This window comes from Halomonas ventosae (genome assembly GCF_004363555.1).
In the GTDB taxonomy this organism is placed as follows: Bacteria; Pseudomonadota; Gammaproteobacteria; order Pseudomonadales; family Halomonadaceae; genus Halomonas; species Halomonas ventosae.
This window is the reverse complement of sequence record NZ_SNZJ01000013.1, coordinates 44,058-69,814: the sequence shown is the minus strand read 5'-3', so window position 1 is coordinate 69,814 and position 25,757 is coordinate 44,058. Positions and strand designations below refer to the sequence as shown.

21 protein-coding genes are annotated in these 25,757 nt (G+C 67.8%); 15 read left to right on the top strand and 6 right to left on the bottom strand.

Annotation, left to right across the window (positions count from 1 at the left end; all coding sequences use genetic code 11):
* The first annotated feature begins 23 nt into the window (after positions 1 to 23).
* Together DFP85_RS12085 and yghU are read left to right on the top strand one after the other, a co-directional pair.
* Entirely contained in the window at positions 24 to 761 is a 738-nt protein-coding gene (locus DFP85_RS12085; protein ID WP_133636515.1) for an SDR family oxidoreductase, read from the top strand.
* Between the two features lie 135 nt (positions 762 to 896).
* Positions 897 to 1,760: a glutathione-dependent disulfide-bond oxidoreductase gene (gene yghU / locus DFP85_RS12080; protein ID WP_133636514.1), complete on the top strand. Its 864-nt coding sequence runs from the start codon at positions 897 to 899 to the stop codon at positions 1,758 to 1,760.
* Between the two features lie 104 nt (positions 1,761 to 1,864).
* Here yghU and DFP85_RS12075 read toward each other — a convergent pair whose 3' ends face one another.
* From DFP85_RS12075 to DFP85_RS12065, 3 genes are all read right to left on the bottom strand, one after another.
* Positions 1,865 to 3,211: a nicotinate phosphoribosyltransferase gene (locus DFP85_RS12075; protein ID WP_133636513.1), complete on the bottom strand. Its 1,347-nt coding sequence runs from the start codon at positions 3,209 to 3,211 to the stop codon at positions 1,865 to 1,867.
* Entirely contained in the window at positions 3,208 to 3,774 is a 567-nt protein-coding gene (locus DFP85_RS12070; protein WP_208108502.1) for an isochorismatase family protein, read from the bottom strand. Before DFP85_RS12070 ends, DFP85_RS12075 begins: the two co-directional genes overlap by 4 nt.
* A gap of 76 nt (positions 3,775 to 3,850) precedes the next feature.
* Positions 3,851 to 4,801 carry a 2-hydroxyacid dehydrogenase gene (locus DFP85_RS12065; protein WP_133636512.1) on the bottom strand — a complete coding sequence of 317 codons (951 nt, stop codon included), beginning with the start codon at positions 4,799 to 4,801 and terminating at the stop codon, positions 3,851 to 3,853.
* Positions 4,802 to 5,072: 271 nt separating this feature from the next.
* Here DFP85_RS12065 and doeA point away from each other — a divergent pair, with 271 nt between their 5' ends.
* The 12 genes from doeA to DFP85_RS12005 all read left to right on the top strand — a co-directional run bounded on the left by doeA (position 5,073) and on the right by DFP85_RS12005 (position 20,751).
* On the top strand, positions 5,073 to 6,272 hold the full coding sequence (gene doeA / locus DFP85_RS12060; protein ID WP_133636511.1) for an ectoine hydrolase DoeA: 1,200 nt from the start codon (positions 5,073 to 5,075) through the stop codon (positions 6,270 to 6,272).
* 201 nt (positions 6,273 to 6,473) lie between these two features.
* On the top strand, positions 6,474 to 7,487 hold the full coding sequence (gene doeB, locus DFP85_RS12055) for a N(2)-acetyl-L-2,4-diaminobutanoate deacetylase DoeB (protein WP_133636510.1): 1,014 nt from the start codon (positions 6,474 to 6,476) through the stop codon (positions 7,485 to 7,487).
* A gap of 16 nt (positions 7,488 to 7,503) precedes the next feature.
* The gene (locus DFP85_RS12050; protein ID WP_133636509.1) at positions 7,504 to 7,977 is read left to right on the top strand and encodes an Lrp/AsnC family transcriptional regulator; all 474 of its coding nucleotides are present in this window, start codon (positions 7,504 to 7,506) and stop codon (positions 7,975 to 7,977) included.
* A gap of 214 nt (positions 7,978 to 8,191) precedes the next feature.
* Positions 8,192 to 9,061 (top strand): carbon-nitrogen hydrolase family protein, encoded by an 870-nt coding sequence (locus tag DFP85_RS12045; RefSeq protein WP_133636508.1) that lies wholly within the window; start codon positions 8,192 to 8,194, stop codon positions 9,059 to 9,061.
* A gap of 148 nt (positions 9,062 to 9,209) precedes the next feature.
* Positions 9,210 to 10,682: a biotin carboxylase gene (locus tag DFP85_RS12040; protein ID WP_133636507.1), complete on the top strand. Its 1,473-nt coding sequence runs from the start codon at positions 9,210 to 9,212 to the stop codon at positions 10,680 to 10,682.
* A 47-nt stretch (positions 10,683 to 10,729) separates the two neighbouring features.
* Positions 10,730 to 11,728 carry a C45 family autoproteolytic acyltransferase/hydrolase gene (locus DFP85_RS12035; RefSeq protein ID WP_243737287.1) on the top strand — a complete coding sequence of 333 codons (999 nt, stop codon included), beginning with the start codon at positions 10,730 to 10,732 and terminating at the stop codon, positions 11,726 to 11,728.
* A 46-nt stretch (positions 11,729 to 11,774) separates the two neighbouring features.
* On the top strand, positions 11,775 to 14,558 hold the full coding sequence (locus DFP85_RS12030) for an aminotransferase class I/II-fold pyridoxal phosphate-dependent enzyme (protein ID WP_133636506.1): 2,784 nt from the start codon (positions 11,775 to 11,777) through the stop codon (positions 14,556 to 14,558).
* A gap of 247 nt (positions 14,559 to 14,805) precedes the next feature.
* Positions 14,806 to 16,287 (top strand): NAD-dependent succinate-semialdehyde dehydrogenase, encoded by a 1,482-nt coding sequence (locus DFP85_RS12025; protein ID WP_133636505.1) that lies wholly within the window; start codon positions 14,806 to 14,808, stop codon positions 16,285 to 16,287.
* Between the two features lie 105 nt (positions 16,288 to 16,392).
* Complete coding sequence (locus DFP85_RS12020; protein WP_133636504.1) at positions 16,393 to 17,820, top strand: aspartate aminotransferase family protein; 1,428 nt, start codon at positions 16,393 to 16,395, stop codon at positions 17,818 to 17,820.
* 93 nt (positions 17,821 to 17,913) lie between these two features.
* The gene (gene eutB / locus DFP85_RS12015) at positions 17,914 to 18,906 is read left to right on the top strand and encodes a hydroxyectoine utilization dehydratase EutB (protein ID WP_133636503.1); all 993 of its coding nucleotides are present in this window, start codon (positions 17,914 to 17,916) and stop codon (positions 18,904 to 18,906) included.
* A 132-nt stretch (positions 18,907 to 19,038) separates the two neighbouring features.
* A complete protein-coding gene (locus tag DFP85_RS12010; RefSeq protein ID WP_133636502.1) occupies positions 19,039 to 19,986 on the top strand; it encodes a cyclodeaminase in 948 nt (315 codons plus the stop codon).
* Between the two features lie 81 nt (positions 19,987 to 20,067).
* Positions 20,068 to 20,751, top strand: coding sequence for a haloacid dehalogenase type II (locus DFP85_RS12005; protein ID WP_133636501.1), 684 nt, complete (start codon positions 20,068 to 20,070; stop codon positions 20,749 to 20,751).
* An 80-nt stretch (positions 20,752 to 20,831) separates the two neighbouring features.
* On the opposite strand, the gene DFP85_RS12000 is transcribed toward DFP85_RS12005, so the two are convergent.
* From DFP85_RS12000 to DFP85_RS11990, 3 genes are all read right to left on the bottom strand, one after another.
* Entirely contained in the window at positions 20,832 to 21,791 is a 960-nt protein-coding gene (locus tag DFP85_RS12000; protein WP_133636500.1) for a sulfurtransferase, read from the bottom strand.
* Between the two features lie 152 nt (positions 21,792 to 21,943).
* Positions 21,944 to 22,513: a carboxymuconolactone decarboxylase family protein gene (locus tag DFP85_RS11995; RefSeq protein ID WP_133636499.1), complete on the bottom strand. Its 570-nt coding sequence runs from the start codon at positions 22,511 to 22,513 to the stop codon at positions 21,944 to 21,946.
* 85 nt (positions 22,514 to 22,598) lie between these two features.
* Positions 22,599 to 23,189, bottom strand: a complete 591-nt coding sequence (locus DFP85_RS11990; RefSeq protein WP_133636498.1) for a TetR/AcrR family transcriptional regulator — start codon at positions 23,187 to 23,189, stop codon at positions 22,599 to 22,601.
* Positions 23,190 to 23,346: 157 nt separating this feature from the next.
* On the opposite strand from DFP85_RS11990, the gene DFP85_RS11985 reads away from it, so the two are divergent.
* Positions 23,347 to 25,743 (top strand): PqqD family peptide modification chaperone, encoded by a 2,397-nt coding sequence (locus DFP85_RS11985; protein WP_133636497.1) that lies wholly within the window; start codon positions 23,347 to 23,349, stop codon positions 25,741 to 25,743.
* Positions 25,744 to 25,757 lie beyond the last annotated feature (14 nt).

Below are 25,757 nucleotides of genomic sequence, written 5' to 3'. Positions count from 1 at the left end.
ACCATTCCCAAGGAGAAGATCCCATGTCCGAGATCAACGGCAAGGTCGTCATCATTACCGGGGCCAGCAGCGGCCTCGGCGAAGCCACCGCCCACCGCCTGGCCAAGGCCGGCGCCAAGCTGGTGCTCGGCGCCCGCCGCCAGGAGCGTCTCGTGGCGCTGCGCGACGCCATCGTCGAGCAGGGGGGCGAGGCCATCTATCGTGTCACCGACGTGACCGACCGCGACCAGGTCGAGGCCCTGGCCACTGCCGCCAGGGAGGCCTACGGCCGCATCGACGTGCTGGTCAACAACGCCGGCCTGATGCCGCTGTCACCGCTTGACCAGCTCAAGGTCGACGAGTGGGAGCAGATGGTCGACGTCAACATCAAGGGCGTGCTCTACGGCATCGCCGCGGTGCTGCCGACCATGCGCGAGCAGCATGCCGGCCACATCATCAACCTCTCCTCGGTGGCCGGCCACGTGGTCTTCCCCTCCGCGGCGGTCTACTGCGCCACCAAGTATGCGGTCAAGGCGCTCTCCGAGGGCATCCGCCAGGAGGGCGGCGAGGAGATCCGCTCCACCAACATCTCCCCGGGGGCGGTGGCCACCGAGCTGACCACCACCATCAGCGACCCCGATACCGCCAAGGGCGTGGACGAGCTCTACGAGATGGCCATCGATGCCGATGCCATCGCCCGGGCGATCGCCTATGCCATCGAGCAGCCGGCGGATGTCGACGTCAACGAGCTGATCATCCGCCCGACCAAGCAGCCGCTGTAAGGCGTAGTCCTTCGCGGCAATGCCCGTTGGCGGGCCCTGGGCACTTGCACGGCCCGCCGCCACACAAGCCCGGCGAGACCCTCGCCGGGCCCGTGCAATGGACACTCGATTGCCTTTCGGCACAGGAGCATGCCCATGAGTGACGATACGTCCTATCAGCCACCACGCGTCTGGCGGTGGGAAAGCGAGAGCGGCGGCCAGTTCGCCAGCATCAATCGCCCCGTGGCCGGCCCGACCCACGACCGGGAACTGCCCGTCGGCCAGCATCCGCTGCAGCTCTACTCCCTGGCCACGCCCAACGGCGTGAAGGCGACCATCATGCTCGAGGAGCTGCTGGCGCTGGGACACGAGGGCGCCGAGTACGACGCCTGGCCGATCCGCATCGGCGAGGGCGAGCAGTTCTCCAGCGGCTTCGTCGCCGCGAACCCCAATTCCAAGATCCCGGCGCTGATGGACCACACCACCGAGCCGCCGACCCGGGTGTTCGAATCCGGTGCGATCCTGCTCTACCTGGCCGAGCGGTTCGGCGCCTTCCTGCCCGAGGATCACGCCGGGCGGACCGAGACCCTCAACTGGCTCTTCTGGCAGATGGGTGCTGCCCCCTTCGTCGGTGGTGGCTTCGGCCACTTCTACGCCTATGCGCCTGAGCCGCTCGAGTACCCCATCGACCGCTACACCATGGAGACCAAGCGACAGCTCGATGTGCTCGACCGCACGCTTGGCGAGCGTGCCTATATCGCCGGCGACGACTACACCATCGCCGACATCGCCATCTATCCCTGGTATGGCGTGCTGGTCCAGGGGCTACTCTATGATGCGGGGGAGTTCCTGGCCGTCGACGAGTACCCCAACGTTCAGCGCTGGGCGAGGCGTATCGCCGAGCGACCGGCAGTCAAGCGCGGACGCATGGTCAACCGCACCTGGGGCGAGCGCTCCGAGCAGTTGCACGAGCGCCACTCGGCCAGCGACTTCGGGACCCGGACCCAGGACAAGATGTGACGGGGCCTCTGGCGAGACCTGGTGACACGACGCAAGAGGGGCACATCGCCGGCGATGTGCCCCTCTCGCTTTCCCGCGTTGCCCGCCCCGGGCAACACGGCGTGTCAGGCCTTCGGCTGCAGGCGCTCGAGTTCGGGGCTGAGCGTCACCGGGTAGTCGCTCTCGCCCTCCGCGAGCCGCCTGACGTCCTCGGGGAAGCGCTCGAGGGCGTCGGCGACCCGCTCGCGGGCCTCATCGGCCCGGGCCATCTCCTCGTCGTCGAGCCGCCCCGCCCGGACCAGCGGGCGCAGCAGCGGCTCGCCGGCGTCGAGTGACTCGTCACGCAGGGCGATGACGTCGCCGACGTAGCGGCCCCGGTCGTCGCGGCGGCGATAGAGTTGCTTGCGGCAGGGCAGGTTGATCTTGCCCGGCGAGTGCTTGACCCGCGGGGTGCCGGCGTACTCCACCAGCTTGTAGGAGAGGTCGATCACCGGGGCATCCGCCGAGACGCCCATCTGGGTGCCGACGCCGAAGGCATCGATGGGTGCGCCGTCCTCGAGCAGCGCCGCGATCTGGACCTCGTCGAGGCCGCTGCTGGCGACGATGGTGATCTCCTCGTGCCCGGCCTCGTCGAGCAGCGCGCGTGCGCCCTTCGCCAGTTCGCCCAGGTTGCCGGAGTCGAGCCGGATGGCCTTGACGCCGACCTCGGGCTCCTCGCGCATGATCTCGATCACCTTGCGCACCCCTTCCAGGGTGTCATGGGTGTCCACCAGCAGGGTGGTGCCGGGATAGTGGCGGGCGAAGGCACGGAAGGCTTCCTGCTCGTCGTCGTGGGCCAGGATATAGCTGTGGGCCATGGTGCCATTGATCGCCAGGTCGTGGCGCAGGCCGCCGAGCACGTTGCTGGTCCCGGCCAGCCCCGCGCTGCGGTAGGCCCGGACCCCCCGCACCGCGGCGTCCACGCCATGCATGCGGCGCATCCCGAAATCCACCACCGGGCGGCCCCGTGCGGCCATCACGATGCGCACCGCCTTGGAGGCGAGCACCGTTTCCAGCTGCACCAGGTTCATCACCAGGCTCTCGAGCAGCTGCGCCTGGGTGATGGGCGCGTCCACTTCCAGCAGCGGCTCGTTGGCAAACACCGGCGTGCCCTCGGGCAGGGTCCAGATGTCGCCCTCGAAGCGCCAGTCGCCCAGCCAGTCGAGGAAGCCCAGGTCGAACAGGCCGGTGCCGGCGAGGCGCTCGAGGGCCGTGTCGCCGAAGCGCAGCCGGCTGAGCAGCGCCGCGGCATGCTGCTGCCCGCAGGCCAGCATGAAGCGGCGGGCCGGTGGCATCTTGCGGAAGAAGAGGCTGAAGGTGGCCCGCTCCTGCATCGCCTCCTTCCAGTAGGCCTGGGTCATGGTCAGCTGGTAGAGGTCGGTGAGCAGGGCCAGCTCGCCATCCTCGACCTGCAGGGGAACCGGCTCGCTCATGCGCGCACCTCGATACCGGCTTCCTCGAAGTCACGGTGGCACGCCTCGATGGCATCGGGGTCGACCGCGGCGGATAGCGCCTCCAGCAACAGGGTGGTAAAGCCTTCCCGACTGGCGGCCAGTACCGTGGCATGCACACAGACATCCAGCGCCAGGCCGCAGACGATCACCCGCTCGATGCCCTTCTCCTGCAGGTAGCCGCCGAGTCCGGTGCCGTCGAAGGCGGAGTAGGCATCGGCATCGAAGGCGGTGGCCTTGCTGACGCGGATGGCGTCATCGGGCAGGGCCAGGTCGGGGTGGAAGGCGGCGCCGGGGGTATCCTGCACGCAATGCACCGGCCAGGGGCCGCCGCGATGCGAGAAGCTCACGTGGTCGACGGGGTGCCAGTCCCGCGAGGCGACCACCAGGGCACCGGCCGCCCGGGCCGCCTCGATCTCGGCGTTGATGCTCGGCACCAGGGCCGCGCCGCCTGCGACGGCCAGGGCGCCGCCCTCGCAGAAGTCATTCTGCATGTCCACGACGAGCAGTGCGTCGTGGGAGCCGTAGTCAACCTTCATGGTCATCACGCACCTCCCGGGAGGTCGTTGGGTATCGTCTTCCAGCGTAAGTCCTTCCCGGTACCAGTTGTAGGGAAAGGGCTCAATAACCGGCCGCGGGGTCGACGGTGTTGAGGGGCTCGCCGGCCTCGAAGGCGCGCAGGGCCTCGGCCACCTGGTCCAGGGCCGCCCTGAGGGGGGTGGGGCCGGCCATGTGGGGGGTGACCCAGACCCGCGGATGCGGCCAGAGCGGGCTTTCGCCGGGCAGCGGCTCCGTGGGGAAGGCGTCGAGCAGCGCCCCGCGCAGCCGACCCTCCGTCTCCCCCTCGTCCTTTCTCTCTGGACCAAGCGCGTCGAGCAGGGCGGCCTCGTCGATCAGCGTCCCGCGCCCCGGGTTGATCAGGCTGGCGCCCTCCGGGAGCCTCGCCAGGGCGGCCGCGTCGATGACATGGCGGGTCGCGGGGGTGTCCGGCAGCAGCAGCACCAGGCTCCTGACCTTGCCGAGCAAGGCATCGAGACCCGCCTCGCCATGGTGGCAGGTGATGCCGTCGAGCGACTTGGGCGAGCGGCTCCAGCCATGCACCGGGAAGCCATCGGCGGCCACCATGGCGGCGACCTTCGCCCCGATGGCACCGAGTCCCAGCACGCCTACCGGCCAGTCGGCCTTGTCGACCACCGCCCGCTCGTGCCACTCGTGGCGCGCCTGCTGGCGGCGGTAGCGGTCGAAGTCACGCTGGAAGTGCAGGATGCCGTAGCGCACATAGTCGCCGATCAGCTCGGCCATGCCGGCATCGCGCAGCTTGACGATGGGTACGCCCTCGGGAAGCCCCGGGTTGCCCAGCAGGGCGTCGACCCCGGCGCCGAGGTTGACGATGCCCTTGAGCCGCTCGGGCTCGCCGAGCAGTTCGGCAGAGGGCTTCCACGCCGCCAGGTAGTCCGCCTCGCGGCGCTTCTCGGCCGGGGCGCTGCTGGTGAATACCTCGGCATCCGGCAGGCGCTCGGCCAGGGCGTCCCGCCACTGCTCGGCGTCATCGATATGGACCAGGACCTTCATGCTTCCTCCATCGGCGATCTTTCCTTCCATCATGGGAGTGTGGCGGGCCGTGAACAAGCGTGACAGGGCATTCGTGACAGAGCATCAGGAAATGCTTGACCGCCCACCATGGGTTGGCAGTAACCTCCACCCGAGGGAACCGAGCGGCTGTCCGGAATGCCCGCCGCACCCCTGATGCGGCCCGGCCCCGTGTCAGTGATCCGGCCCCCGGCCCGGCCTTCTCGCGGCAGAGAGGGCCGATTTTCTTGATGATGCGATGGCGAGTGGCTTCATGATCCAGGTTTCCCTGCCCTTCACTCGTGAGGAGTACGCGACCCGCCTGTGGAAGGTGCGTGCCGAGATGGCCAGCCGTGGTATCGACGTGCTGATCGTCAGTGACCCCTCGAACATGGCCTGGTTGACCGGCTACGACGGCTGGTCGTTCTACGTGCACCAGTGCGTGCTCGTGGGCCTGGAAGGCGAGCCGGTGTGGTACGGCCGACGGATGGACGCCAATGGCGCCCTGCGGACCTGCTGGATCGACCCGGACAACATCACCTACTACCCGGATTACTACGTGCAGAATCCGGACATGCATCCCATGGACTACCTCGCCCAGACCATCCTGCCCGACCGCGGCTGGCACGAGGGCGTGGTGGGCATGGAGATGGACAACTACTACTTCACGGCCAAGGCCTACCAGTGCCTGCTGCGCGAGTTGCCCCATGCGCGCTTCATGGACGCCAACTCGCTGGTCAACTGGTGTCGAGCGATCAAGTCGCCCCAGGAGATCGAGTACATGCGCGTGGCGGCGAAGATCGTCGAGGGCATGCACACGCGGATCCTCGAGGTGATCGAGCCGGGCCTGCCCAAGAGCAAGCTGGTCTCGGAGATCTATCGCGTCGGCATCGAGGGCTGGCGGGACGCGCAGGGCAAGATCTACGGCGGCGACTATCCCGCCATCGTGCCCATGCTGCCCACCGGCAGTGACGCCGCCGCCCCGCATCTGACCTGGGACGACACGCCGTTCCGCGAGGGCGAGGGTACCTTCTTCGAGATCGCCGGGGTCTTCAAGCGCTACCATGCGCCGATGTCGCGGACGGTCTTCCTCGGCAGGCCCCCCCAGGAGTTCGTGCGTGCCGAGTCGGCGCTGCTCGAGGGCATCGAGAATGGCCTGGCAGTGGCCAAGCCCGGCAACCGCACCGCGGACATCGCCATGGCGCTGGGGGCGGCCATGGACAAGTACGGCTTCGACCGCGGCGGCGCGCGCTGTGGCTATCCCATCGGCATCAGCTACCCACCGGACTGGGGCGAGCGCACCATGAGCCTGCGCCCCTCCGACGAGACCATCCTGCAGCCCGGCATGACCTTCCACTTCATGCCGGGCCTGTGGGAGGACGACTGGGGCCTGGAGATCACCGAGAGCATCCTGATCACCGAGACCGGCTGCGAGACCCTGGCCGACTTCCCGCGCCAGCTCTTCGTACGCTGAATAAACAGAATCCAAGATTGCTGCAATGAACAACGAGGGGCGCTGGGGGCAGATCGTAGAGGGGGTCCTACGCCAGGGATGGCGTCGGTAGCGCCCAGGGATGGGTTCACAGCGCCACCTCGAAGATCTGCCGCCAGATCAGCCCCGAGTGGCATTAGGGCCACCATGCCGATGCCATATGAGAACAAGGAGTTGTACACCATGACCAAGCGTCCCAGCCCGATCAGCGCCACCGTCGACTTCGACGCCGATGGCGTCCAGCACGGCTTCCTCAAGCTGCCGATCTCCGTGGACGAGTCGGCCTGGGGGGCGGTGATGATCCCCGTCACCGTGGTGAAGAACGGCAAGGGCCCCACGGCGCTGCTCACCGGCGGCAACCACGGCGACGAGTACGAGGGCATCACCTCGCTGCTCAAGCTGTCGAGCGAGCTCAAGGCCGAGGAGGTCACCGGCCGGGTGATCATCGTGCCCTGCATGAACCAGCCGGCGGTGATGGCCGGCAAGCGCACCTCCGGGCTCGACGGTGGCAACCTCAACCGCAGCTTCCCCGGCGACCCCGACGGCAGCGTGACCGAGAAGATCGCCGACTACTTCACCCGGGTGATGGTGCCGATGTGCGACGTGGTGCTCGACCTGCACTCCGGCGGGCGCACCCTGGACATCATCCCCTTCGGTGCCTCCCACGTGCTGGAGGATGCCGAGCAGCAGCGCCAGGCCCTGGCGGGCGCCAAGGCCTTCGGTGCCCCCTACGCCATGATGATGTTCGAGCTCGATGCCGCGGCGCTGTTCGACACCGCGGTGGAGAGCCAGGGCAAGGTCTTCGTGGCCACCGAGCTCGGCGGCGGCGGCACCTCCACCCCCGAGAGCATGGCGATCACCGAGCGCGGCGTGCGCAACTTCCTGATCCACTATGGCCTGGTGGCCGGCGAGGTGGAGATGCCGCGAGAGCCCCAGGTCTATCTCGACATGCCTGATGCCAGCTGCTACGTGCAGAGCGAGCACAGCGGCGTGCTGGAGCTCTGCCACGCCCTGGGCGAGCGGGTCGAGAAGGGCGAGGTGGTGGCCCGGGTCTACGACATGACCCGCAGCGGCACCGCGCCGGTGGCGTATCGCGCCGCGCGCAGCGGGGTGCTGGCGGCACGGCGCCATCCGGCGCTGGTCAACATGGGCGATACCATCGCGGTGATCGCCGACGTCGTCGACTCGCTGGGCTGAGGATGCCGGGACACCGATGAAACTCGACCGCTATGACCTGAAGATCCTCGAGATCCTCTCCCGGGACGGCCGCATCACCAAGTCGAAGCTGGCCGAGGCGATCAATCTCTCGGTCAGCCCCTGCTGGGAGCGGGTTCGCCGCCTCGAGAAGGCCGGCATCATCGAGGGCTACAGCGCCCGCATCAATGCCGGGGCGCTGGTCAAGCGCACGCCGGTGTGGGTGCAGGTCGAGCTCAAGGCCCACAACGCCGAGAGCTTCGCCCGCTTCGAAGCCCTGGTCCACGCCACACCCGAGGTCACCGAGTGCGTGGCCGTGGGTGGGGGCGTCGACTACCTGATCAAGTTCGAGACGGACTCCATCGACGCCTACCAGCGGCTGATGGATGCCTGGCTGACCGGGGAGGCCGGCATCGAGCGCTACTTCACCTATATCGTCACCAAGACGGTGAAACGTCCCGCCCCGGGCTTCTCGCCCGACGATCTGGCCTGATTCGTTTCCGATTTGCCCCACTTTTCGATCCAGCGAAAGTTCAGCGTTGATGTCACCTCGGCCCTTGTGGCATAAGTTGGTGACAGGTGGGTGAGCCGAGGCTCACCCGGCCGGGCGATCCCGCCGGCATGCTCCCGATGGTGCCGGTCAAGTTTGTTGGATAGTTGACAGCGCCCTGGAAGTTTCCGAGATCGCCTGACGCAGAGAGACCAAGATGTCCTATTTCACGATTGCCGGCGTGCAGATGCATGCCCACCACCATGGTGACAACACCGAGGCCATGCGCCACCGGATCGACGTGCTGATGAGTCGTTTTCCCCAGGTGCAGATGGTCCTGTTCAGCGAGCTGATGCCCATGGGGGCATCAACGCACCACGCCCAGCCGTTGCCCAGCAGCGCCGAGGCCCTGTTCTGCCAGATTGCCGAACAGCATCGGATCTGGCTGATCCCCGGCTCGATGTTCGAGCAGGCCGAGGACGGCATCTACAACACCCTCTCGGTCATCAACCCTCACGGGCAGGTGGTCAACCGTTTCCGCAAGCTGTTCCCCTTCCGTCCCTACGAGATAGGAGTCGAGAGTGGCAGCGAGTTCGTGGTCTTTGACGTGCCCAATGTCGGTCGCTTCGGGGTCTCGATCTGCTACGACATGTGGTTCCCCGAGACTACCCGGACCCTGGCCGCCATGGGCGCCGAGGTGATCCTGCACCCGACCATGACCGATACCATCGACCGTGATATCGAACTGTCGATGGCGCGCACCAATGCCGCGGTCAACCAGTGCTACTTCTTCGACATCAACGGTGCCGGGGCCCTGGGCAACGGTCGCTCCATCGTGGTGGGACCCTCCGGCGACGTCATCCACCAGGCGGGTATCGGCGAGGAGATCATGCCGATCGAGATCGACATGACGAGGGTGCGCCGTGAACGCGAGGCGGGACTGCGTGGCCTGGGCCAGCCGTTGAAGAGCTTCCGCGACCGCAAGGTGGATTTTTCGCTGTACCGGAGCGAGACCGGCTCGACCCCCTTCCTCGATACCCTCGGCCCGCTGCAGAAGCCGGTACGTGCCGACATCGAGGAGTACTGACCCTCGCCCGCGGGCGGTACAGTGAAGAGGAGACCCCATGCTGGAGGCACTGATTCGATGGCTCCGCCGCCTGTTTCCCAATCCCCCGGCGGCCCCTGCCGCGCACAAGGCGCCCAGCGCCTCCCCCGTCACCGATGGAGCGACCACGATGAGCAAAATAACAACCATTGCCGATGTCCGCCGCCACTTCCTCAACAACAAGGAGCCGATCTATTTCATCTCGGCCACCAACTTTAACCTGTTGGGGATCGGTGACTGGGTTGGCAACTTCCGCCATATCAACTATATCGACTGCTTCGAGGGCCAGCAGCGCAACGTCTTCGTGCCCAAGGAGAAGTTCCCCCGCGACTTCGAGAGCATCGAGGACATCAATAACTACCTCCTCGAGCACAAGGAGGTGATCGACTTCATCCAGTCGCGCTCGGATGGCGAGAACGGCGGCGTGGCGGCCTTCCTGATGTTCGACGAGCATACCGAGGAGGTCTGCAAGCAACTCGGGCTGCGGGTGGCGTTCCCTCCGGCGGCGCTGCGCCAGCGCATGGACAACAAGATCGAGACGGTGCGCATCGGCAACAAGGCCGGGGTGCCCAGCGTGCCCAACGTGCTGGCCAGGGTCGGCAGCTACCAGGAGCTCTGCGAGGTGAGCAAGGACCTGGGCAACGACCTGGTGGTGCAGACCGCCTTCGGCGATTCCGGCCACACCACCTTCTTCATCGCCAGCGAGGACGACTACTACAAGCACGCCGAGGAGATCGAGGCCGAGTCCGAGGTCAAGATCATGAAGCGCATCAACTGCCGCGGCTCGGCCATCGAGGCCTGCGCCACCCGCTGCGGCACCGTGGTGGGGCCGCTGATGACCGAGCTGGTCGGCTTCAAGTCGCTGACCCCCTACAAGGGCGGCTGGTGCGGCAACGAGATGTTCGCCGGCGCCTTCACCCAGGAGATCCGCGACAAGGCCCGGGAATACACCTTCAAGTTCGGCGAGGCGTTGCGCGAGGAGGGCTACCGCGGCTACTTCGAGCTCGATTTCCTGATCGACATGGACAACGGCGAGGTCTACCTGGGCGAGCTCAACCCGCGCGTCACCGGGGCCAGCTCGCTGACCAACGTGGCGGCCTTCGCCCACTCCGACATCCCGCTGTTCCTCTTCCACCTGCTGGAGTTCTCGGACGTCGACTTCGACCTCGACATCAACGAGATCAACGAGCGCTGGTCGCACCCCGACAGCGTCGACAGCTGGAGCCAGCTGGTGATCAAGCATACCGACGAGAGCGTCGACCTGCTGACGCAGGCGCCGCGCACCGGGGTGTGGAAGATGGCCGGCGACGGCAGCCTCAGCTACGACCACTACAGCTACCATCCCCACGCCGCCGAGAACGACAGCGAGGGCTTCTTCCTGCGCATCAGCGGCGCGGGTGACTTCCGCTACGAGGGGGCGGACCTGGGCATCCTGATCACTCGCGGGCGGCTGATGGATGACGACTTCCAGCTCAACGAGCGCGCCAAGGCGTGGATCGACGGCATCCGCGGCCAGTATGCCGGCCAGTCGCTGCAGGACCCGGTGGTGGAGGAGGTGGCCGTCAGCCATGCCGTCGGCGGCGGCAACTTCAAGATCCTGTGAGCGCCGGGACCGTTTCCCTTTCGCCCCGGGAGGTGCCTGCGGCCGACATGGACAAGATGCTCGATTTCCGCACCGTGCACGAGGCCAAGGCCGGTGCCCGGTGGCAGGCGCTCTTCGAGTACCACTGGCCGGCCTACGAGCAGTGGTACCTCAGCGAGGGGGAGCGGGAGCGGCCGGGGTATCTCGCCTGCTACAACGCCCTGCGCCGGCACATGCCGGAGCTGCTCGACACCTATCGGGCGCTCTGCGACCTGGCCGGCGGTGGCGACCTGGCCGCGCGCTTCCTGAGCCTCTACCAGCCGCCACCCTACATCACCGGCTGCTCCCAGGCGGTGCTCGCCAGCCCCGCCTCCACGGTGCTGGCGCGCAACTACGACTACCCGCCGGAGCTGTGCGAGGGCACGATCCTCTACACGCACTGGAACGAGCGGCGGGTGATCGCCATGTCCGACTGCCTGTGGGGCGTGCTCGATGGCATGAACGACCGCGGGCTCGCCGTGTCGCTGGCCTTCGGCGGGCGCAAGGCGGTGGGCGAGGGCTTCGGTGCGCCGATCATCCTGCGCTACCTGCTGGAGTTCTGCGACAGCGTGCCCGAGGCCGCCGAGGTGCTGGCGCGGGTGCCCACCCACATGGCCTACAACATCACCGTGGCCGATGCCGCCGGCCGCTACGTGACGGCGATGATCGGCCCGGATCGCCGCGCCAGCATCCGCCGCGTGCCGGTGGCCACCAACCACCAGAAGAAGATCGAGTGGTATGCCCATGCCCTGGCCTCGGAGACCCTGATCCGCGAGCGGCAGCTGTCGATCCTGGTGGACGACGAGGCCACCACCGAGGAGCGGCTGATCGCGGCCTTCTCGGCCCCGCCACTCTTCCGCCACGACTACCGGCGTGGCCTGGGGACCGTCTATACCGCGGTCTACCGCCCCCGCACTGGGCATGCCCAGTTCCACTGGCCCGGGATGACCCTGGACCTGAGTTTCGACGACTTTCCCGAGGAGCGGATCACCGTGCGCTACGGCACCCGCGGGCTGCACAGCGGCTGACCGAACGATCGATCCCCCGACAACAAGAGCAAGGATGGGTGTTGCCATGCCAGAGACGAGTGCTACCGAGACGCCCTATACCGCCCTGGGCTTCTACCACAAGATCTCCCAGCTGCGCGCCGACACCTGGAACGCGCTGAAGCGCGATCTCGGGCGGCTGGTGCGCCTGGACGACGAGGGCCGGGCCAAGAACCTGGTCAAGGCGATCGACGTCAAGCTGACGCGGCTCGAGATCATCGAGGACTACCATGCCTTCCCCTCCAAGGAGGACTTCCGTCACCTCTGGTCACTGTTCGACCGCGAGGAGTACGGGCTGCTGGAGAAGGTGGTCAAGCGCCTGGTGCGCGCGCTGATCAGCGAGTCCTACCGGCGGCGCCACGTCGACCTCAGCGAGACCGATGCCGATGCCGAGGACCTCGAGACCCTCGATGCCCTGGCGCAGCTGCGCCGCGGGCACCCGGCGTCGAACAGCTCGGCCCAGCCCTACTTCGAGCTGCTGATCGTCGACAATCTCTCGGCGCCGGAAGAGGAGGTGGTCCGCGAGGCCTTCCACAACATGCGTCGCCCCGAGGATCGCTTCGTCTACGACGTGGTCACGGTGAGAAGCTTCGAGGATGCGCTGATCGCGGTGCTGGTCAATCCCAACATCCAGGCCTGCCTGATCCGCTACGAGTTCCCCTACAAGTCGAAGTACAACCTCAGCGCCCTGCGCAGCTACCTCGAGGGGATCTCCGAGCAGTCCCTGGAGCACCAGTCCGAGGCCGAGCGCAGCATCCTGCTGAGCACCATGATCCACGAGCTGCGTCCCGAGATCGACCAGTTCCTGGTCACCAGCGGCGACGTGGAGGCCACGGCCAGCCGAGACATCCGTCACTTCAATCGCATCTTCTACCGCGAGACGGACTACATCGAGCAACACCACACCATCCTGCGCGCCATCGACAACCGCTATCGCACGCCCTTCTTCGATGCCCTGCGCGAGTACAGCAAGAAGCCCACCGGGGTCTTCCACGCCATGCCCATCTCGCGGGGCAAGTCGATCACCCGCTCCCACTGGGCCGGGCAGATGATCGACTTCTACGGCATCAACATCTTCCTCGCCGAGACCTCGGCCACCTCCGGCGGGCTGGATTCGCTGCTCCAGCCCTACGGGCCGATCAAGAAGGCCCAGGAGTATGCCGCCCGGGCCTTCGGTGCGCGGCAGAGCTTCTTCGTCACCAACGGCACCTCCACCGCCAACAAGATCGTGGTGCAGGCGCTGATCAAGCCGCGCGACATCGTGCTGATCGACCGCGACTGCCACAAGTCGCACCACTACGGCATGGTGCTGGCCGGTGCCCACGTCAGCTACCTGGACTCCTACCCGCTCGACGACTACTCCATGTACGGGGCGGTGCCGCTCAAGGAGATCAAGAAGACGCTGCTGGAATACAAGCGCGCGGGCCAGCTGCACAAGGTCAAGATGCTGCTGCTGACCAACTGCACCTTCGACGGCGTGGTCTACAACGTGCGCCGGGTGATGGAGGAGTGCCTGGCGATCAAGCCCGACCTGGTGTTCCTGTGGGACGAGGCGTGGTTCGCCTTCGCCGGCTTCAACCCGACCTATCGGCCGCGCACCGCCATGCATGCCGCCCGCACCCTGCGTGACCGCTACCGCAGCGAGGCCTATCGCGCGGAGTATGACGCCTGGAAGGCGGAGTTCGACACCCTCGACCCCGACGACGATGCCACCTGGCTCGACCGGCCCCTGCTGCCCGACCCCGACGCGGTGCGCATCCGGGCCTATGCCACCCACTCCACCCACAAGACCCTGACCTCCTTGCGCCAGGGGTCGATGATCCACGTCTGGGACCAGGACTACCGCCAGAAGGTCGAGGCGCCGTTCCACGAGGCCTACATGACCCATACCTCGACCTCGCCCAACTACCAGATCATCGCCTCGCTGGACGTGGGGCGCATGCAGGCCGAGATGGAGGGCTTCGAGCTCGTGCACGCCCAGGTGGAGGCGGCGCTGTCGCTGCGCGAGCAGCTCTACACCCATCCGCTGCTGCAGAAGTACTTCCGGGTGCTGGTCAACAAGGACATGGTGCCGCTGGAGTACCGGCAGTCGGGGGTCGAGACCTTCTACGACCCGGTCACCGGCTGGAACAAGATGGAGGAGGCCTGGGCCAATGACGAGTTCGTCGTCGACCCCAGCCGCATCACCATCGCCATCGGCGCCACGGGCATCGACGGCGATACCTTCAAGAACGAATACCTGATGAACAAGTACGGTATCCAGATCAACAAGACCTCGCGCAACACCGTGCTGTTCATGACCAACATCGGCACCACCCGGGGCTCCATCGCCTACCTGCTCGACGTGCTGATCAAGCTGGCCAAGGAGTTCGAGTATCGCTGGGAGGAGAGCAGCCGACCGGAGCGCAAGATCATCGAGAACCGCGTCCACTCGCTGACCAAGGAGCTGCCGCCGCTGCCGGACTTCAGCCGCTTTCACGCGGCCTTCCGGCCCGACCCCGACGGCAACACCCCGGAGGGGGATATCCGGCGTGCCTACTTCCTCAGCTACGACGACGAGAACACCGAGTACCTGCGCTTCGACAACGGTGAACTCCAGGCCCAGATGCGCACCGGCCGCGACGTGGTCTCGGCGAGCTTCGTGATCCCCTACCCGCCGGGTTTCCCGGTGCTGGTCCCCGGGCAGGTGGTCAGCGAGGAGATCCTCTACTTCCTGCAGGCGCTGGACGTCACCGAGATCCACGGCTATCGCCCGGAGCTCGGCCTGCTGGTCTTCACCGAGGAGGCCCTGCGCAACCCGCCGGCGGGCTGACGGCGCCCGGCGCCCCACCGTCCCCGCGCCACAGAAAAAACCGCACGTTTCCGGCACAGGACAAAAAATCCTGTGCCGCCCGCCGCCGGTAACGAAAAGTCCCGTCCCGCCAAAGCCCTTATCCTGACCCCATCGAGCCGCCCTGCCGAACAGGCGGCTCGCGCGTTTTTTCTTTTTCCCGGCGCCCAGAGCCGCGCCGGAACATCGCCGGCGCTGACATACGCCGGTGCGTCAGGGGAGGTACAGCATGACTCTGTCCAGCAAGCTCAGCGATCCGCGCCTGTTTCGCCAGTACGCCTACGTCGACGGCAAGTGGACCCATGGCGAGGGTGGCCGCGAGGAGGCCGTGTTCGACCCGGCCACCGGCGAGGCGCTGGGGCACATTCCCTGGCTGGAGGCCCACCAGATCACCGCGGCGGTGGATGCCGCCGAGGCCGCCTTCGTGCACTGGCGTGCGCTGCGCGCCGACGAGCGGTGCGAGCGGCTGCTGGCCTGGTACGACCTGCTGCAGGCCCATCGCGAGGACCTCGCCACCCTCATGACCCTGGAGCAGGGCAAGCCGCTGCCCGACGCCCGTGGCGAGGTGGAGTACGGCGCCAGCTTCGTGCGCTGGTTCGCCGAGGAGGGCAAGCGCACCTTCGGCGAGACCATTCCCAGCCATATCCCCAACGCGGCATTGGGTACCATCAAGGAGCCGGTGGGCATCGCCGCGCTGATCACCCCGTGGAACTTCCCCCTGGCGATGATCACCCGCAAGGCCGCCGCCGCCATGGCTGCCGGCTGCACGGTGATCGTCAAGCCGGCCGGCGAGACGCCGTTCTCGGCGCTGGCGCTCGCCGAGCTCGCCGAGCGCGCCGGCATCCCGGCCGGGGTCTTCAACGTCGTGCTGGGCGAGCCCGCCGAGGTGTCGAAGATCCTGTGCGCCGAGGACCGGGTCAAGGCGCTCTCCTTCACCGGTTCCACCCGGGTCGGCCGGCTGCTGCTGGAGCAATGCGCCAACACGGTCAAGCGCGTCTCACTGGAACTCGGTGGCAACGCGCCCTTTATCGTGGGGCCGGACATGGATCCCAAGGAAGCGGCCTTCGCCGCGGTGGCGGCCAAGTTCCAGACCGCCGGTCAGGACTGCCTCGCCGCGGACCGTATCCTGGTCCACGAGTCGATCCATGACGAGTTCGTCGAGCACTTCGCCGAGCGCATGGCGGCGCTGACCGTGGGCAACGGCCTGGAGAGCGAGATCGACCTGGGGCCGCTGATCCATCGCCAGGCGGTGGAGAAGGCCGCGGCCATCGTCGATGACGCCATTTCCAAGGGCGCCACCCTGGTGGCCGGCGACCAGAGCCAGGCGCCGGGCGAGAACTTCTTCATGCCGGTGCTGCTCACGGACGTGACCCACGACATGAAGATCTGGCACGAGGAGAGCTTCGCCCCGGTGGCCGGCATCACCGCCTACGCCGACGATGACCAGGTCATCGAGATGGCCAACGACACCGAGTACGGCCTGGCGGCCTATATCTACACCCACGACATCCGCCGCATCTGGAAGATCATGCGTGCCCTGGAGTTCGGCATGGTCTCGGTGAACTCGGTGAAGATGACCGGCCCGCCCGTGCCCTTTGGCGGCGTCAAGCACTCCGGCCTCGGCCGCGAGGGCGGGGTGACCGGTATCGACGAGTATCTCGAGACCAAGTACTACTGCCTGGGTGCCCTCGGCTCCGTATCGGGTAGTTGAGCTTGCTGCGCTCGCAGAGCTCTCAAGATTAGTGGTCTTGCTTAATTGATTTGAACCTTCTCCCCGGCGGTATGCCGGGGAGCACGAGAGAAGAGAGAACACGAGATGAACCAGCAGCACCAGGACCTGATCGACCGCGACCGCAAGGTGACCTTCCACGCCTCCACCCACCTGCGCGACTTCGCCCACGGCGATGCGCCGGGCCGCGTGATCACCGGCGGCAAGGGGATCCATGTCGTCGACAAGGATGGCCGCGAGTTCATCGACGGCTTCGCCGGCCTCTACTGCGTCAACATCGGCTACGGCCGCACCGAGGTGGCCGAGGCCATCTACGAGCAGGCCCTGAAGATGTCCTACTACCATACCTATGTGGGGCACTCCAACGAGCCGCAGATCGCGCTCTCCGAGAAGATCCTCGAGCTCGCCGGTCCCGGCATGTCCAAGGTCTACTACGGCATGTCCGGCAGTGATGCCAACGAGACCCAGCTCAAGATCGTGCGCTACTACAACAACGTGCGCGGCCTGCCGCAGAAGAAGAAGGTCATCTCGCGGATGCGTGGCTACCACGGCTCCGGCATCGCCTCCGGCTCGTTGACCGGGCTGAAGGCGTTCCACGACCACTTCGACCTGCCCATCGATACCATCCGCCACACCGAGGCGCCGTTCTACTACCAGCGCGCCGCGGAACTGGAGGGAATGAGCGAGCGCGAGTTCTCGAAGCACTGCGCCGCGAAGCTCGAGGAGATGATCCTCGCCGAGGGGCCGGAGACCGTGGCCGCCTTCATCGGCGAGCCGGTGCTCGGCACCGGCGGCATCGTGCCGCCGCCGGAGGGCTACTGGGCCGAGATCCAGGCGGTGCTCGCCAAGTACGACGTGCTGCTGATCGCCGACGAGGTGGTCTGCGGCTTCGGGCGCATCGGCGCCGACTTCGGCAGCCACTTCTATGGCATCAAGCCCGACCTGATCACCGTGGCCAAGGGCCTGACCAGCGCCTATCAGCCGCTCTCCGGCGTGATCGTCGGCGACCGCGTGTGGCAGGTGCTGGAGCAGGGCACCGGCGAGTATGGCCCGATCGGCCACGGCTGGACCTACTCCGGTCATGCCCTGGGCTGTGCCGCGGGCCTGGCCAACCTGGCGATCATCGAGCGCGAGGGGCTGACCCGCAATGCCGCCGAGACCGGCGCCTACCTGCAGCAGCGGATGCAGGCCGCCTTCGGCGACCACCCCATCGTCGGTAATGTGCGCGGCGTGGGCATGCTGGCGGCCCTGGAGTTCGCCGCCGACCCGAGTCGCCGCGCGGCCTTCGACCCGGCACTGAAGGTCGGCCCGCGCATCGCCGCCGCGGCCATGCAGGAGAACCTGATCGCCCGTGCCATGCCCCAGGGGGATATCCTGGGCTTCGCGCCACCGCTGACCACCAGCCGCGAGGAGGTCGACGAGATCGTCGCCCGGGCCCGCCGCGCCGTGGACGCGGTGCTCGACGAGTTGGTCCGCGAGGGAGCTGTCAAGGCGGTGGCGGACACGGTGGCCTGACGCCCCGGTCCGACCCTGGTCCTTCGGGAGGCCGTAACCCCTGAGCGTCGCCGCGGGCCATCCCGCGGCGACGCCGTTGGCGTGGAGGAGAGGATGCACGATCACGGTGTCTCCCTGGAGGCGCTCTACCAGGCACGCCGGCGCATCGCCGACGAGGTGGTGCGCACGCCACTGGTGCGCTCGGCGGCCCTCTCGGCGCGCTTCGATGCCGACATCCTGCTCAAGCTCGAGACCTGCCAGCCCACCGGCGCCTTCAAGCTGCGTGGCGCGGTCAACATGCTCGCCGCCTTGATCGAGGGCCGCGGCCGCGAGGCACTGGCGGCCGGGGTGGTGACGGCGTCCACCGGCAACCACGGCCGGGCGGTGGCGCACGCCGCCGCCCGGCTGGGCGTGCCGGCGGTGATCTGCCTGTCGCGGCTGGTGCCGGCCAACAAGGTGGCCGCCATCGAGGCGCTGGGCGCCGAGGCGAGGCGCGTCGGCGCCAGCCAGGACGAGGCGTTTTCCGAGGTCGAGCGACTGGTGAGCGAGCGCGGCATGACCCTGATCCCGCCCTTCGACGACCCGCGGGTCGTGGCCGGGCAGGGCACCATCGGCCTCGAACTCATGGAGGACTGTCCGGGCCTGGACCGGGTCATCGTCGGGCTCTCCGGCGGCGGCCTGCTGGGTGGCATCGGCGCGGCCGTGAAGGCGATTCGGCCCGCCTGCCGGGTCACCGGGGTGAGCCTGTCCCTTGGCGCGGCCATGTGGGAGAGCCTCAAGGCAGGCCATCCCGTGGCGGTGGAGGAGGTCGAGAGCCTGGGCGACTCCCTGGGCGGCGGCATCGGGCGCGACAACCGCTGCACCCTCCGTCTGGTGCGCGAGGTGATGGACGACCATCTCCAGGTCTCCGAGCGCGCCATCGCCGCGGCCATGGTCGAACTCCTCGAGGAGGAGAAGCGCCTGGTGGAGGGCGCCGCCGCCGTGGGGCTGGCGGCCATCGCGGAGCATGGCCTGGACGTGCGCGGCCAGCGCGTGGCGCTGATTCTCTCCGGCAACGCGGTCTCGCTCTCGACCCTTGATCGGGCGCGCGCCCTGGCGGGACGATAACGGGCAAGTAAAAAGTAGAAAGTAGGAAGGGATAGAACACCCTGCGCCACTTGCCACTTGCCACTTGCCACTTGCCACTTGCCACTTGCCACTTGCCACTTGCCACTTGCCACCCGCTCCTGGAGGTTCCCCATGCAGCTCTACCATCGCGAGGCCATCGAAGGGGCCGTCGGCATCGACCCGGCGGCACTTTCCGCCGTGGAGGCGGGGTTCGCCGCCCTGGGGCGTGGCGAGGTCGTGCAGCCGCCCATCCTCTCCATGGCCATCGAGGAGGCCAATGGCGAGGTGGACGTCAAGACGGCCCATGTCCGCGGCGCCGAGCGCTTCGCCATCAAGGTCAGCTCCGGCTTCTTCGACAATCCGGCGCTGGGGTTGCCGAGCCTCAACGGCCTGATGCTGGTGTTCTCGGCCAGGACCGGGCAGGTGGAGGCCGTGCTCTTCGACGAGGGGTATCTCACCCAGGTGCGCACGGCACTGGCCGGCGCCATCGCCGCCAGGCACCTGTCGCGGGAGACCAGCCGCCGGGTGACGGTACTCGGCGCCGGCGAGCAGGCCGAGCGCCAAGTGCAGGCGCTGCGCCTGGTGCGCGACCTCGATACCCTGGACGTCTGGGCACGCCGTCGCGAAGCGGCGGAGGCCTACGCCGAGCGGATGCGCGCCACGGGACTGACGGTGAACGTCCACGACGACATCGCCGAGGCCTGTGCCGCGGCGGACATCATCGTCAGCGCCACCCCGTCACGCACGCCGCTGCTGCATGCCCGGGACCTGCCCGCGGGCGTGCATGTCACCGCCATGGGCTCGGACAGCCCGGAGAAGCGCGAACTGGATGCCTCGGTGCTGACCCGCGCCGACGCCTTCGTCTGCGATACCCGTGCCCAGAGCGAGGGCAACGGTGAGCTCAAGGTCTTCGAGGGCGGGGAAGTGCCCTTCAAGGTCCACGAACTGGGCCGGGTGATCGCCGAGGGACAGCGCCTGCGCCTGACGGACGACACGCTGACGGTGTGCGACCTCACCGGCACCGGTGTGCAGGATACCGCCATCGCCGACTTCGCCCTGTCGAGGCTCCTCTCCGGCTGAGGCCTTCCGCCGCAGGTCGACTTGTCGCGGCGGGGCGCTTGGCGCAGGCTGGGAACTCTCACAAATGGAAGGAGCAAGGGGATGGCCAAGGTACTCGCCTTCGATGTCTACGGAACCCTGATCGACACCCATGGCGTGGTCGCCGAGCTCGAGCAGCGCCTCGCCGGGCAGGACCGTTCGGACCTGGCCCCGGAGTTCTCGCGGCGCTGGCGCGACAAGCAGCTGGAGTACAGCTTCCGTCGCGGCCTGATGGGGGCCTACGCGGACTTCTCCCACTGCACCCGCGAGGCGCTGGAGTTCACCGACCGTGCCCTGCAGACGCGCTTCTCGGAGACCGACAAGGACCACCTGATGGGCGTCTACGCCCGGCTGCCGGCCTTTCCCGAGGCCTCGGCCGCCCTGGAGCGCCTCGCCGAGGCGGGGGTGCGCTGCGTGGCCTTCTCCAACGGCAGCCGTGAGGCGGTCGAGGGGCTGCTGACCCAGGCCGGGATCCGCGAGCGCTTCGAGACGGTGGTCAGCGTCGACGAGGTCAAGCGCTTCAAGCCCGACCCGGCGGTCTATGCCCATCTGCGCTATCGGCTGGAGAGCGAGCCCGGCGACACCTGGCTGATCTCCAGCAACCCCTTCGACGTCATCGGCGCCCGCCATGCCGGCCTGCATGCCGCCTGGGTGCGCCGTATTCCCGATGCGCCCTTCGATCCCTGGGGAATCGAGCCGGACATCACGGTCGCCGACCTCGATGCCCTGGCCGAGCGACTCGGCTAGAGCCACCGGCAGGATGGCAAGCGCCCCGCGGCCGGTGATCGACCGCGGGGCGGTTTGTGGGGGACCTTCAGGCGGCGAGGCTACTCGGCCAGCTCGCCGACGCTGACGGTGCCCCGCTCGGCCAGATGGACGGGACGGTCGTCGTCCCGGGTCCAGGCGGCCATGGAGCCATCGTACATGGTGGTGTTCTTGAGCCCACCGATCTCGCTAAGCTGGAACCAGCCGCTGGCGGCCCAGTGGCCGGTATTGCAGAAGGCCACGGCGGGCGCCTCCTGGTCGAGCCCGAGCTCGTCGATGCGGGCCTTCAGCGAGTCCGGCTGCAGGTAGTAGGCCCCGTCGCGCGCCTCGAGGCTGCCATCGTGGGGCAGGTTCACCGAGCCGGGGATGGTTCCCGGCACGCGAGCGGCGGGTGACTGGGTCTCGCCTCTGTAGAAGGCCGGCGGACGGGCATCCACCAGCGTCGTCTCGTCGGCCTCGCGGGCCGCTTCCACCTCCTCGGTGGTGGCCAGCAGCTGTTCCTGCATCGTGGCCGAGAAGTCGGCCGCATCGGGGTCGCTCGCCGTGCCGCTGGCGGTCTCGAAGCCCTGCTGCTCCCAGCCGGCGAAGCCGCCGTTGAGGATCGTCACCTCGTCATGGCCGAGGGCCTTGAAGGTCCAGTAGACGCGGGCGGCACTGCCGAAGTCGGTGGGCCCGGTGCCGGCCGGGACCACGACCACCGTATCGTCGTTGTCGATGCCCAGGTCGCCGATGAGTGCCTCGAGGTCATCCACCGCGGGCATCAGGCCGGCGACCCCGTCGCGCTCCTCGCGCCAGCCGGCCTCGGTGTAGCTGCTGTAGCGGCTGCCGGGGATGCGCGCCGCCTCGAAGCTCTCCCGGTCGCCGCCGTCATCGATGGCGGAGCGCACGTCCAGCACGACCAGGTCGTCGCTGCCAAGCTTGCTATCGAGCCAGGCGGCGTCGACCAGCGGAGCGGGGTGCAGAGCATGGGCCGGGCCGGCCAGGGCCAGGGTGCCGGCGGCCACTAGCAGGGTACGTTTCATGGGGCGTCCTCCATCATCAGGGATGACACGATGCTAGGCGTGCCCTCCCGGCAGGGCAATCTGGCGGCAAGAATGCTTTCTGACCACATTATTCCATTATAGAATAAAAAACGGCGCCATTATCTCCGGCGCCGATGCGAGGGGGAATACGCTCAGCCCTTCCAGGCATGGCCGGCGAAGGCCTCGTCGAGTTCGGGATGATTGACGTGGTTGGAATAGTTGGAGAGCGTCTTGACCGCCAGGGCCAGCACGATCTGCAGCACCTGCTGCTCCTCGAAGCCGGCATCCAGAAACGCCTTGACGTCCGCTTCGCCGGGCATGCCCCGGGTCTCGAACATCACCTTGGTGAACTCGGCGAGGGCCGCCAGGCGCGCGTCGGGAATCGGCTGGTCGTCGCGGATCGCCTCCAGCACGTCGGCCGGGACCTGGGACATCTTCTCACCCAGCATGCTGTGGGCGGACATGCAGTAGCCGCAGCCGTTGAGGCGGCTGATGGTCAGGAAGACCACCTCCTGCTCGGGCGGCGCGAAGCCGGAGTCCTCGCGGAACAGCTCGTAGCCGTGCAGGTAGGTGTCCAGTACGCCCGGTGCCTTGGCCATGCCCGCGTACATGTTGGGCACGAAGCCCAGCTTGGCGTTGGCCTGCTCGAGCAGCGGCCTCGCCTTGGCATCGGCGTTGTCGAGGGTCTGGGGCGGGAGTTGCATCCGATAGTCGGCGGACATGGGGTGTGCCTCCTTTGTCGTCTGGGTACTGCCGTGGTGCCATTTATGTATCGATCGTTCCAAAAATGGCGAGAAAAAGGCGTCGTCAACGCCGCAGGCCGTCCAGGAGCAGCTCTACCGCCTGGCCGGCCTGCTCGGCGTCCGCGCCGCTCTTCAAGAGGGTCCTGAGACCGGCCATGCCCATCGTCAGGTAGCTGGCCAGGGCGGCGGCATCCCGGTCCGGGGCGATGTCGTCCTCCGCCTGGGCCCGCGTCACCGCCTGCCGGAACAGGGCCGCGATCGCGGCGATGCTCTGGCGGGCATGCTGCGAGGGCAGGCCATCCTGCTGGCCGAGTTCGCTGGCGGAATTGAAGATCAGGCACCCCAGGGCGGCGCGGTCGCTGCCGGCTTCCTGTGCCGTCTCGCGGAACAGCGTCTCGAGGAAGGCCATGGCCGAGGGTGCTGCCTCCAGTCGACGCTCCAGACGGCCCAGCAGGGACTCCCGATAGCGTCTCAGGGCTTCGAGGAAGAGCTGCTCCTTGTTGCCGAAGGCCTGGTAGAGGCTGCTGCGCGAGAGGCGCATGGCCTCGAGCAGGTCCCGGGTCGAGGCGCTCTCGTAGCCTCGTGCCCAGAAGACCTGCATGGCGGCGTTGGCAGCCTCGTCCGGGCTGTATGCGATGGGGCGTCCTCGTGTCATGCCGGTCAATTTAGTACCGATCGTTCCATAATTCAAGGCGCGACAGATCGGGTTCCGATTGCTATCGCTGTAAGGAGCGTGTCGCGGCGTCGACAGAGCAACCAGATACCATGATCGACATCATGACGATCACCATGGCCGACAGGAGATCCCGAGCATGACGGAGCAGCATTCGCCGACAAGGCGCTTCTGGCTGGGCGGCAAGCGGGCCGCCGAGCAGGACCGGTTCTTCCGCGAGGCCCTGGAGCCATTGGGCTGGCAGCTCGGCGACGAGCATGACTGGGACGCCGGCTGGATCACCGGCATGCCGGATGCCGCGCAGTTCCGGCGGGTCTCGCCGAGGCGCAAGATGAACCACTTCCCGGGCAATGCGGCGCTCACCGTCAAGAGCCGGCTCCATGACAGCCTTGCCACCCTTCGCGAGCGCATCCGGGAGAGCCATGGGGCCGACCACGAGCTTGCCCGGCGGCTGGCGTTCTTTCCCCGAGCCTACGTGATGCCCGGTGACTACCACGCGCTGCAGGAGGCCGCCCAGGCCGACCCTGGCCAGCGCTGGATCCTCAAGCCCACCAATGCCTCCAAGGGCAAGGGAGTGCGGGTGCTCAGGGATGTCGCCGAGGCGCCCCTCGCGCAGGACTGGCTGGTCCAGGAGTATCTGGCCAATCCCCATACCATCCGCGGCCACAAGTATGTCCTGCGGCTCTATGTGCTGTTCACCTCGCTTGCGCCGCTGCGCGTCTACCTCTACCGCCAGGGCTTCGCCAAGCTGGCCTCCGAGCCCTGGGATCCCGAGGATGCCGACAATCCCTACAGCCAGCTGACCAACCCGGACATCAACGCCCTGAACAGCCGCGCTGAGTTGCCGGTGGAGTTCATCGACCTGGAGCGATACCGGGCCTGGTTGAGAGATCAGGGACACGACGACGAGGCCCTCTTCGCGCGCATCGAGGACCTGGTGGCCCTGACCACGATCTCCGCAGTGGATGCCATGAGACACCGCACGGCCGAGGCCGGTGCCGACCCGCGCGGCTGCTACGAGCTGCTGGGGCTCGACTGCCTGGTGGACGACACCCTCAAGCCGTGGATCCTGGAGTGCAACCTCAGCCCGTCGCTGGGCATCTGTGCCGCCCCGGAGACGGGAGGGCGCGTCGAGGAGGCCGTCAAGGGCGGGTTGGTGCAGGACATGGTCGCGCTGGTCGATCTCCCCGGACAGGCCCTGTCCGAGGCCGGCACCAGCGCTCAGGAGCCGGACGCCACCGCGCAGCTGGTCGCCGAGGCCCAGGCCGAACAGGCCCGTGCCGGCGGCTTCCTGCGGCTGCTGCCGGCCGCCGACCCCGAGCGCTACCTGCCCTATTTCACGCTACCCACCCCGGCCGACCTGCGGCTGGCCGAGGCCCTGACGGGGCGCACCCTGCCGCCCCTGCGACTGCAGCGGCGCCACGTGGCGGAGCTGGTCGACGAGGAGCGCCTCGCCCTCTATGACACGCGTAGCGGTCACTACTACCGGCCCAACGACACGGCGGCCCTGACCTGGCTGCTGGCGACCGAGGGGCTGGACCCCGATGCCATCGCCGATGAGCTGGCGCGGGCCACCAGCGAGGCGGGCGCACCGGAAGAGAGCTCGGCGCTGCGGCGCGATGTGTGGAACACCCTGCATGACTGGTGCCGTGCCGGCCTGCTCCGCCAGCAGGGCGTCGCACCGGCAGCGTCGCAGGAAGCGCGCGAGATTCCTGAACGGACGATGCCAGTGCCGTCGTCGGGGCGGGCCATGAGGCTCAGCCTGGACGGCCGTCACCGGGCCCTGGACGTGGGCAGCGGCCCCGCCATGGCGCGGTTGACGACATGGTTCGGCGAGCGGCTCTCGCCGCTGGACGCCGAGGCGGCGAGTCGGCTGCCGCGGCTGGCGGTACTGCGCGATGCCGTCGGCTATGCCCTGGCCACCGATGACCAACTGCTGGCATCACGGTTGACGCTGGCACAACTGGGCCCGGTATTGACGGCGCACCTGGTTCGCCAGGCCGCGATGCCTGAGCATCCGGTGATCGACGCGGCCCTGCTGCTCACGCCACAGGGTAACGGGGTGCTCTGCCTGCTCCCCGACGAGGAGGAGAGCCGCCTCATGCTGCAGCGGCTGGTGGAAGCCTCGGGTGGCGTGCTGACCCGCGGCGTACGGCTGGACCTCTCCGATCCGAGCATCGCCGAACCCCTGGACTTCCCGTTGCCGGGTGTCGCCGGCGTGACCCCGAGCGGGTTGCCCTACAGCGTGGCCCTTCGTGGCGTGCTGCTGCCGGCCGAGGCGTCTGCCGACCAGGCCCTCGCCCCGGTCGCCATGCTGGAGGCGCTTGGCGCCCTGCTGCCGAACTGCCTGACCGTGGATGGCCAGGCGCTGGATGCCCAGAGCGTGACGGTGCTGGGCGACTGGCTCTCCACCCTGGCCGTGTGCGCGTTGAGGTCAGGGCCAGGGGCGCCGGATGTCGCGTCACTGGCCAAATGGCTGGTCACCCGGATAGACATCGCCCCTTCGGTCAACCCTCCCGCCATGGCGAGGGGGTGACAGGGGCATGAGCA

Bases quoted from the DNA above. Each gene is read 5' to 3' on its own strand.
- doeB (WP_133636510.1), top strand. From the start codon at position 6,474: ATGACCAAGCGTCCCAGCCCGATCAGCGCCACCGTCGACTTCGACGCC.
- yghU (WP_133636514.1), top strand. From the start codon at position 897: ATGAGTGACGATACGTCCTATCAGCCACCACGCGTCTGGCGGTGGGAA.
- DFP85_RS12000 (WP_133636500.1), bottom strand. From the start codon at position 21,791: ATGAAACGTACCCTGCTAGTGGCCGCCGGCACCCTGGCCCTGGCCGGC.
- DFP85_RS12065 (WP_133636512.1), bottom strand. From the start codon at position 4,801: ATGAAGGTCCTGGTCCATATCGATGACGCCGAGCAGTGGCGGGACGCC.
- DFP85_RS12010 (WP_133636502.1), top strand. From the start codon at position 19,039: ATGCAGCTCTACCATCGCGAGGCCATCGAAGGGGCCGTCGGCATCGAC.
- DFP85_RS11985 (WP_133636497.1), top strand. From the start codon at position 23,347: ATGACGGAGCAGCATTCGCCGACAAGGCGCTTCTGGCTGGGCGGCAAG.
- DFP85_RS12035 (WP_243737287.1), top strand. From the start codon at position 10,730: ATGGACAAGATGCTCGATTTCCGCACCGTGCACGAGGCCAAGGCCGGT.
- DFP85_RS12050 (WP_133636509.1), top strand. From the start codon at position 7,504: ATGAAACTCGACCGCTATGACCTGAAGATCCTCGAGATCCTCTCCCGG.
- DFP85_RS12005 (WP_133636501.1), top strand. From the start codon at position 20,068: ATGGCCAAGGTACTCGCCTTCGATGTCTACGGAACCCTGATCGACACC.
- DFP85_RS11995 (WP_133636499.1), bottom strand. From the start codon at position 22,513: ATGTCCGCCGACTATCGGATGCAACTCCCGCCCCAGACCCTCGACAAC.
- DFP85_RS12070 (WP_208108502.1), bottom strand. From the start codon at position 3,774: ATGACCATGAAGGTTGACTACGGCTCCCACGACGCACTGCTCGTCGTG.
- doeA (WP_133636511.1), top strand. From the start codon at position 5,073: ATGATCCAGGTTTCCCTGCCCTTCACTCGTGAGGAGTACGCGACCCGC.
- DFP85_RS12045 (WP_133636508.1), top strand. From the start codon at position 8,192: ATGTCCTATTTCACGATTGCCGGCGTGCAGATGCATGCCCACCACCAT.
- DFP85_RS12025 (WP_133636505.1), top strand. From the start codon at position 14,806: ATGACTCTGTCCAGCAAGCTCAGCGATCCGCGCCTGTTTCGCCAGTAC.
- DFP85_RS11990 (WP_133636498.1), bottom strand. From the start codon at position 23,189: ATGACACGAGGACGCCCCATCGCATACAGCCCGGACGAGGCTGCCAAC.
- DFP85_RS12040 (WP_133636507.1), top strand. From the start codon at position 9,210: ATGAGCAAAATAACAACCATTGCCGATGTCCGCCGCCACTTCCTCAAC.
- DFP85_RS12075 (WP_133636513.1), bottom strand. From the start codon at position 3,211: ATGAGCGAGCCGGTTCCCCTGCAGGTCGAGGATGGCGAGCTGGCCCTG.
- DFP85_RS12020 (WP_133636504.1), top strand. From the start codon at position 16,393: ATGAACCAGCAGCACCAGGACCTGATCGACCGCGACCGCAAGGTGACC.
- DFP85_RS12030 (WP_133636506.1), top strand. From the start codon at position 11,775: ATGCCAGAGACGAGTGCTACCGAGACGCCCTATACCGCCCTGGGCTTC.
- eutB (WP_133636503.1), top strand. From the start codon at position 17,914: ATGCACGATCACGGTGTCTCCCTGGAGGCGCTCTACCAGGCACGCCGG.
- DFP85_RS12085 (WP_133636515.1), top strand. From the start codon at position 24: ATGTCCGAGATCAACGGCAAGGTCGTCATCATTACCGGGGCCAGCAGC.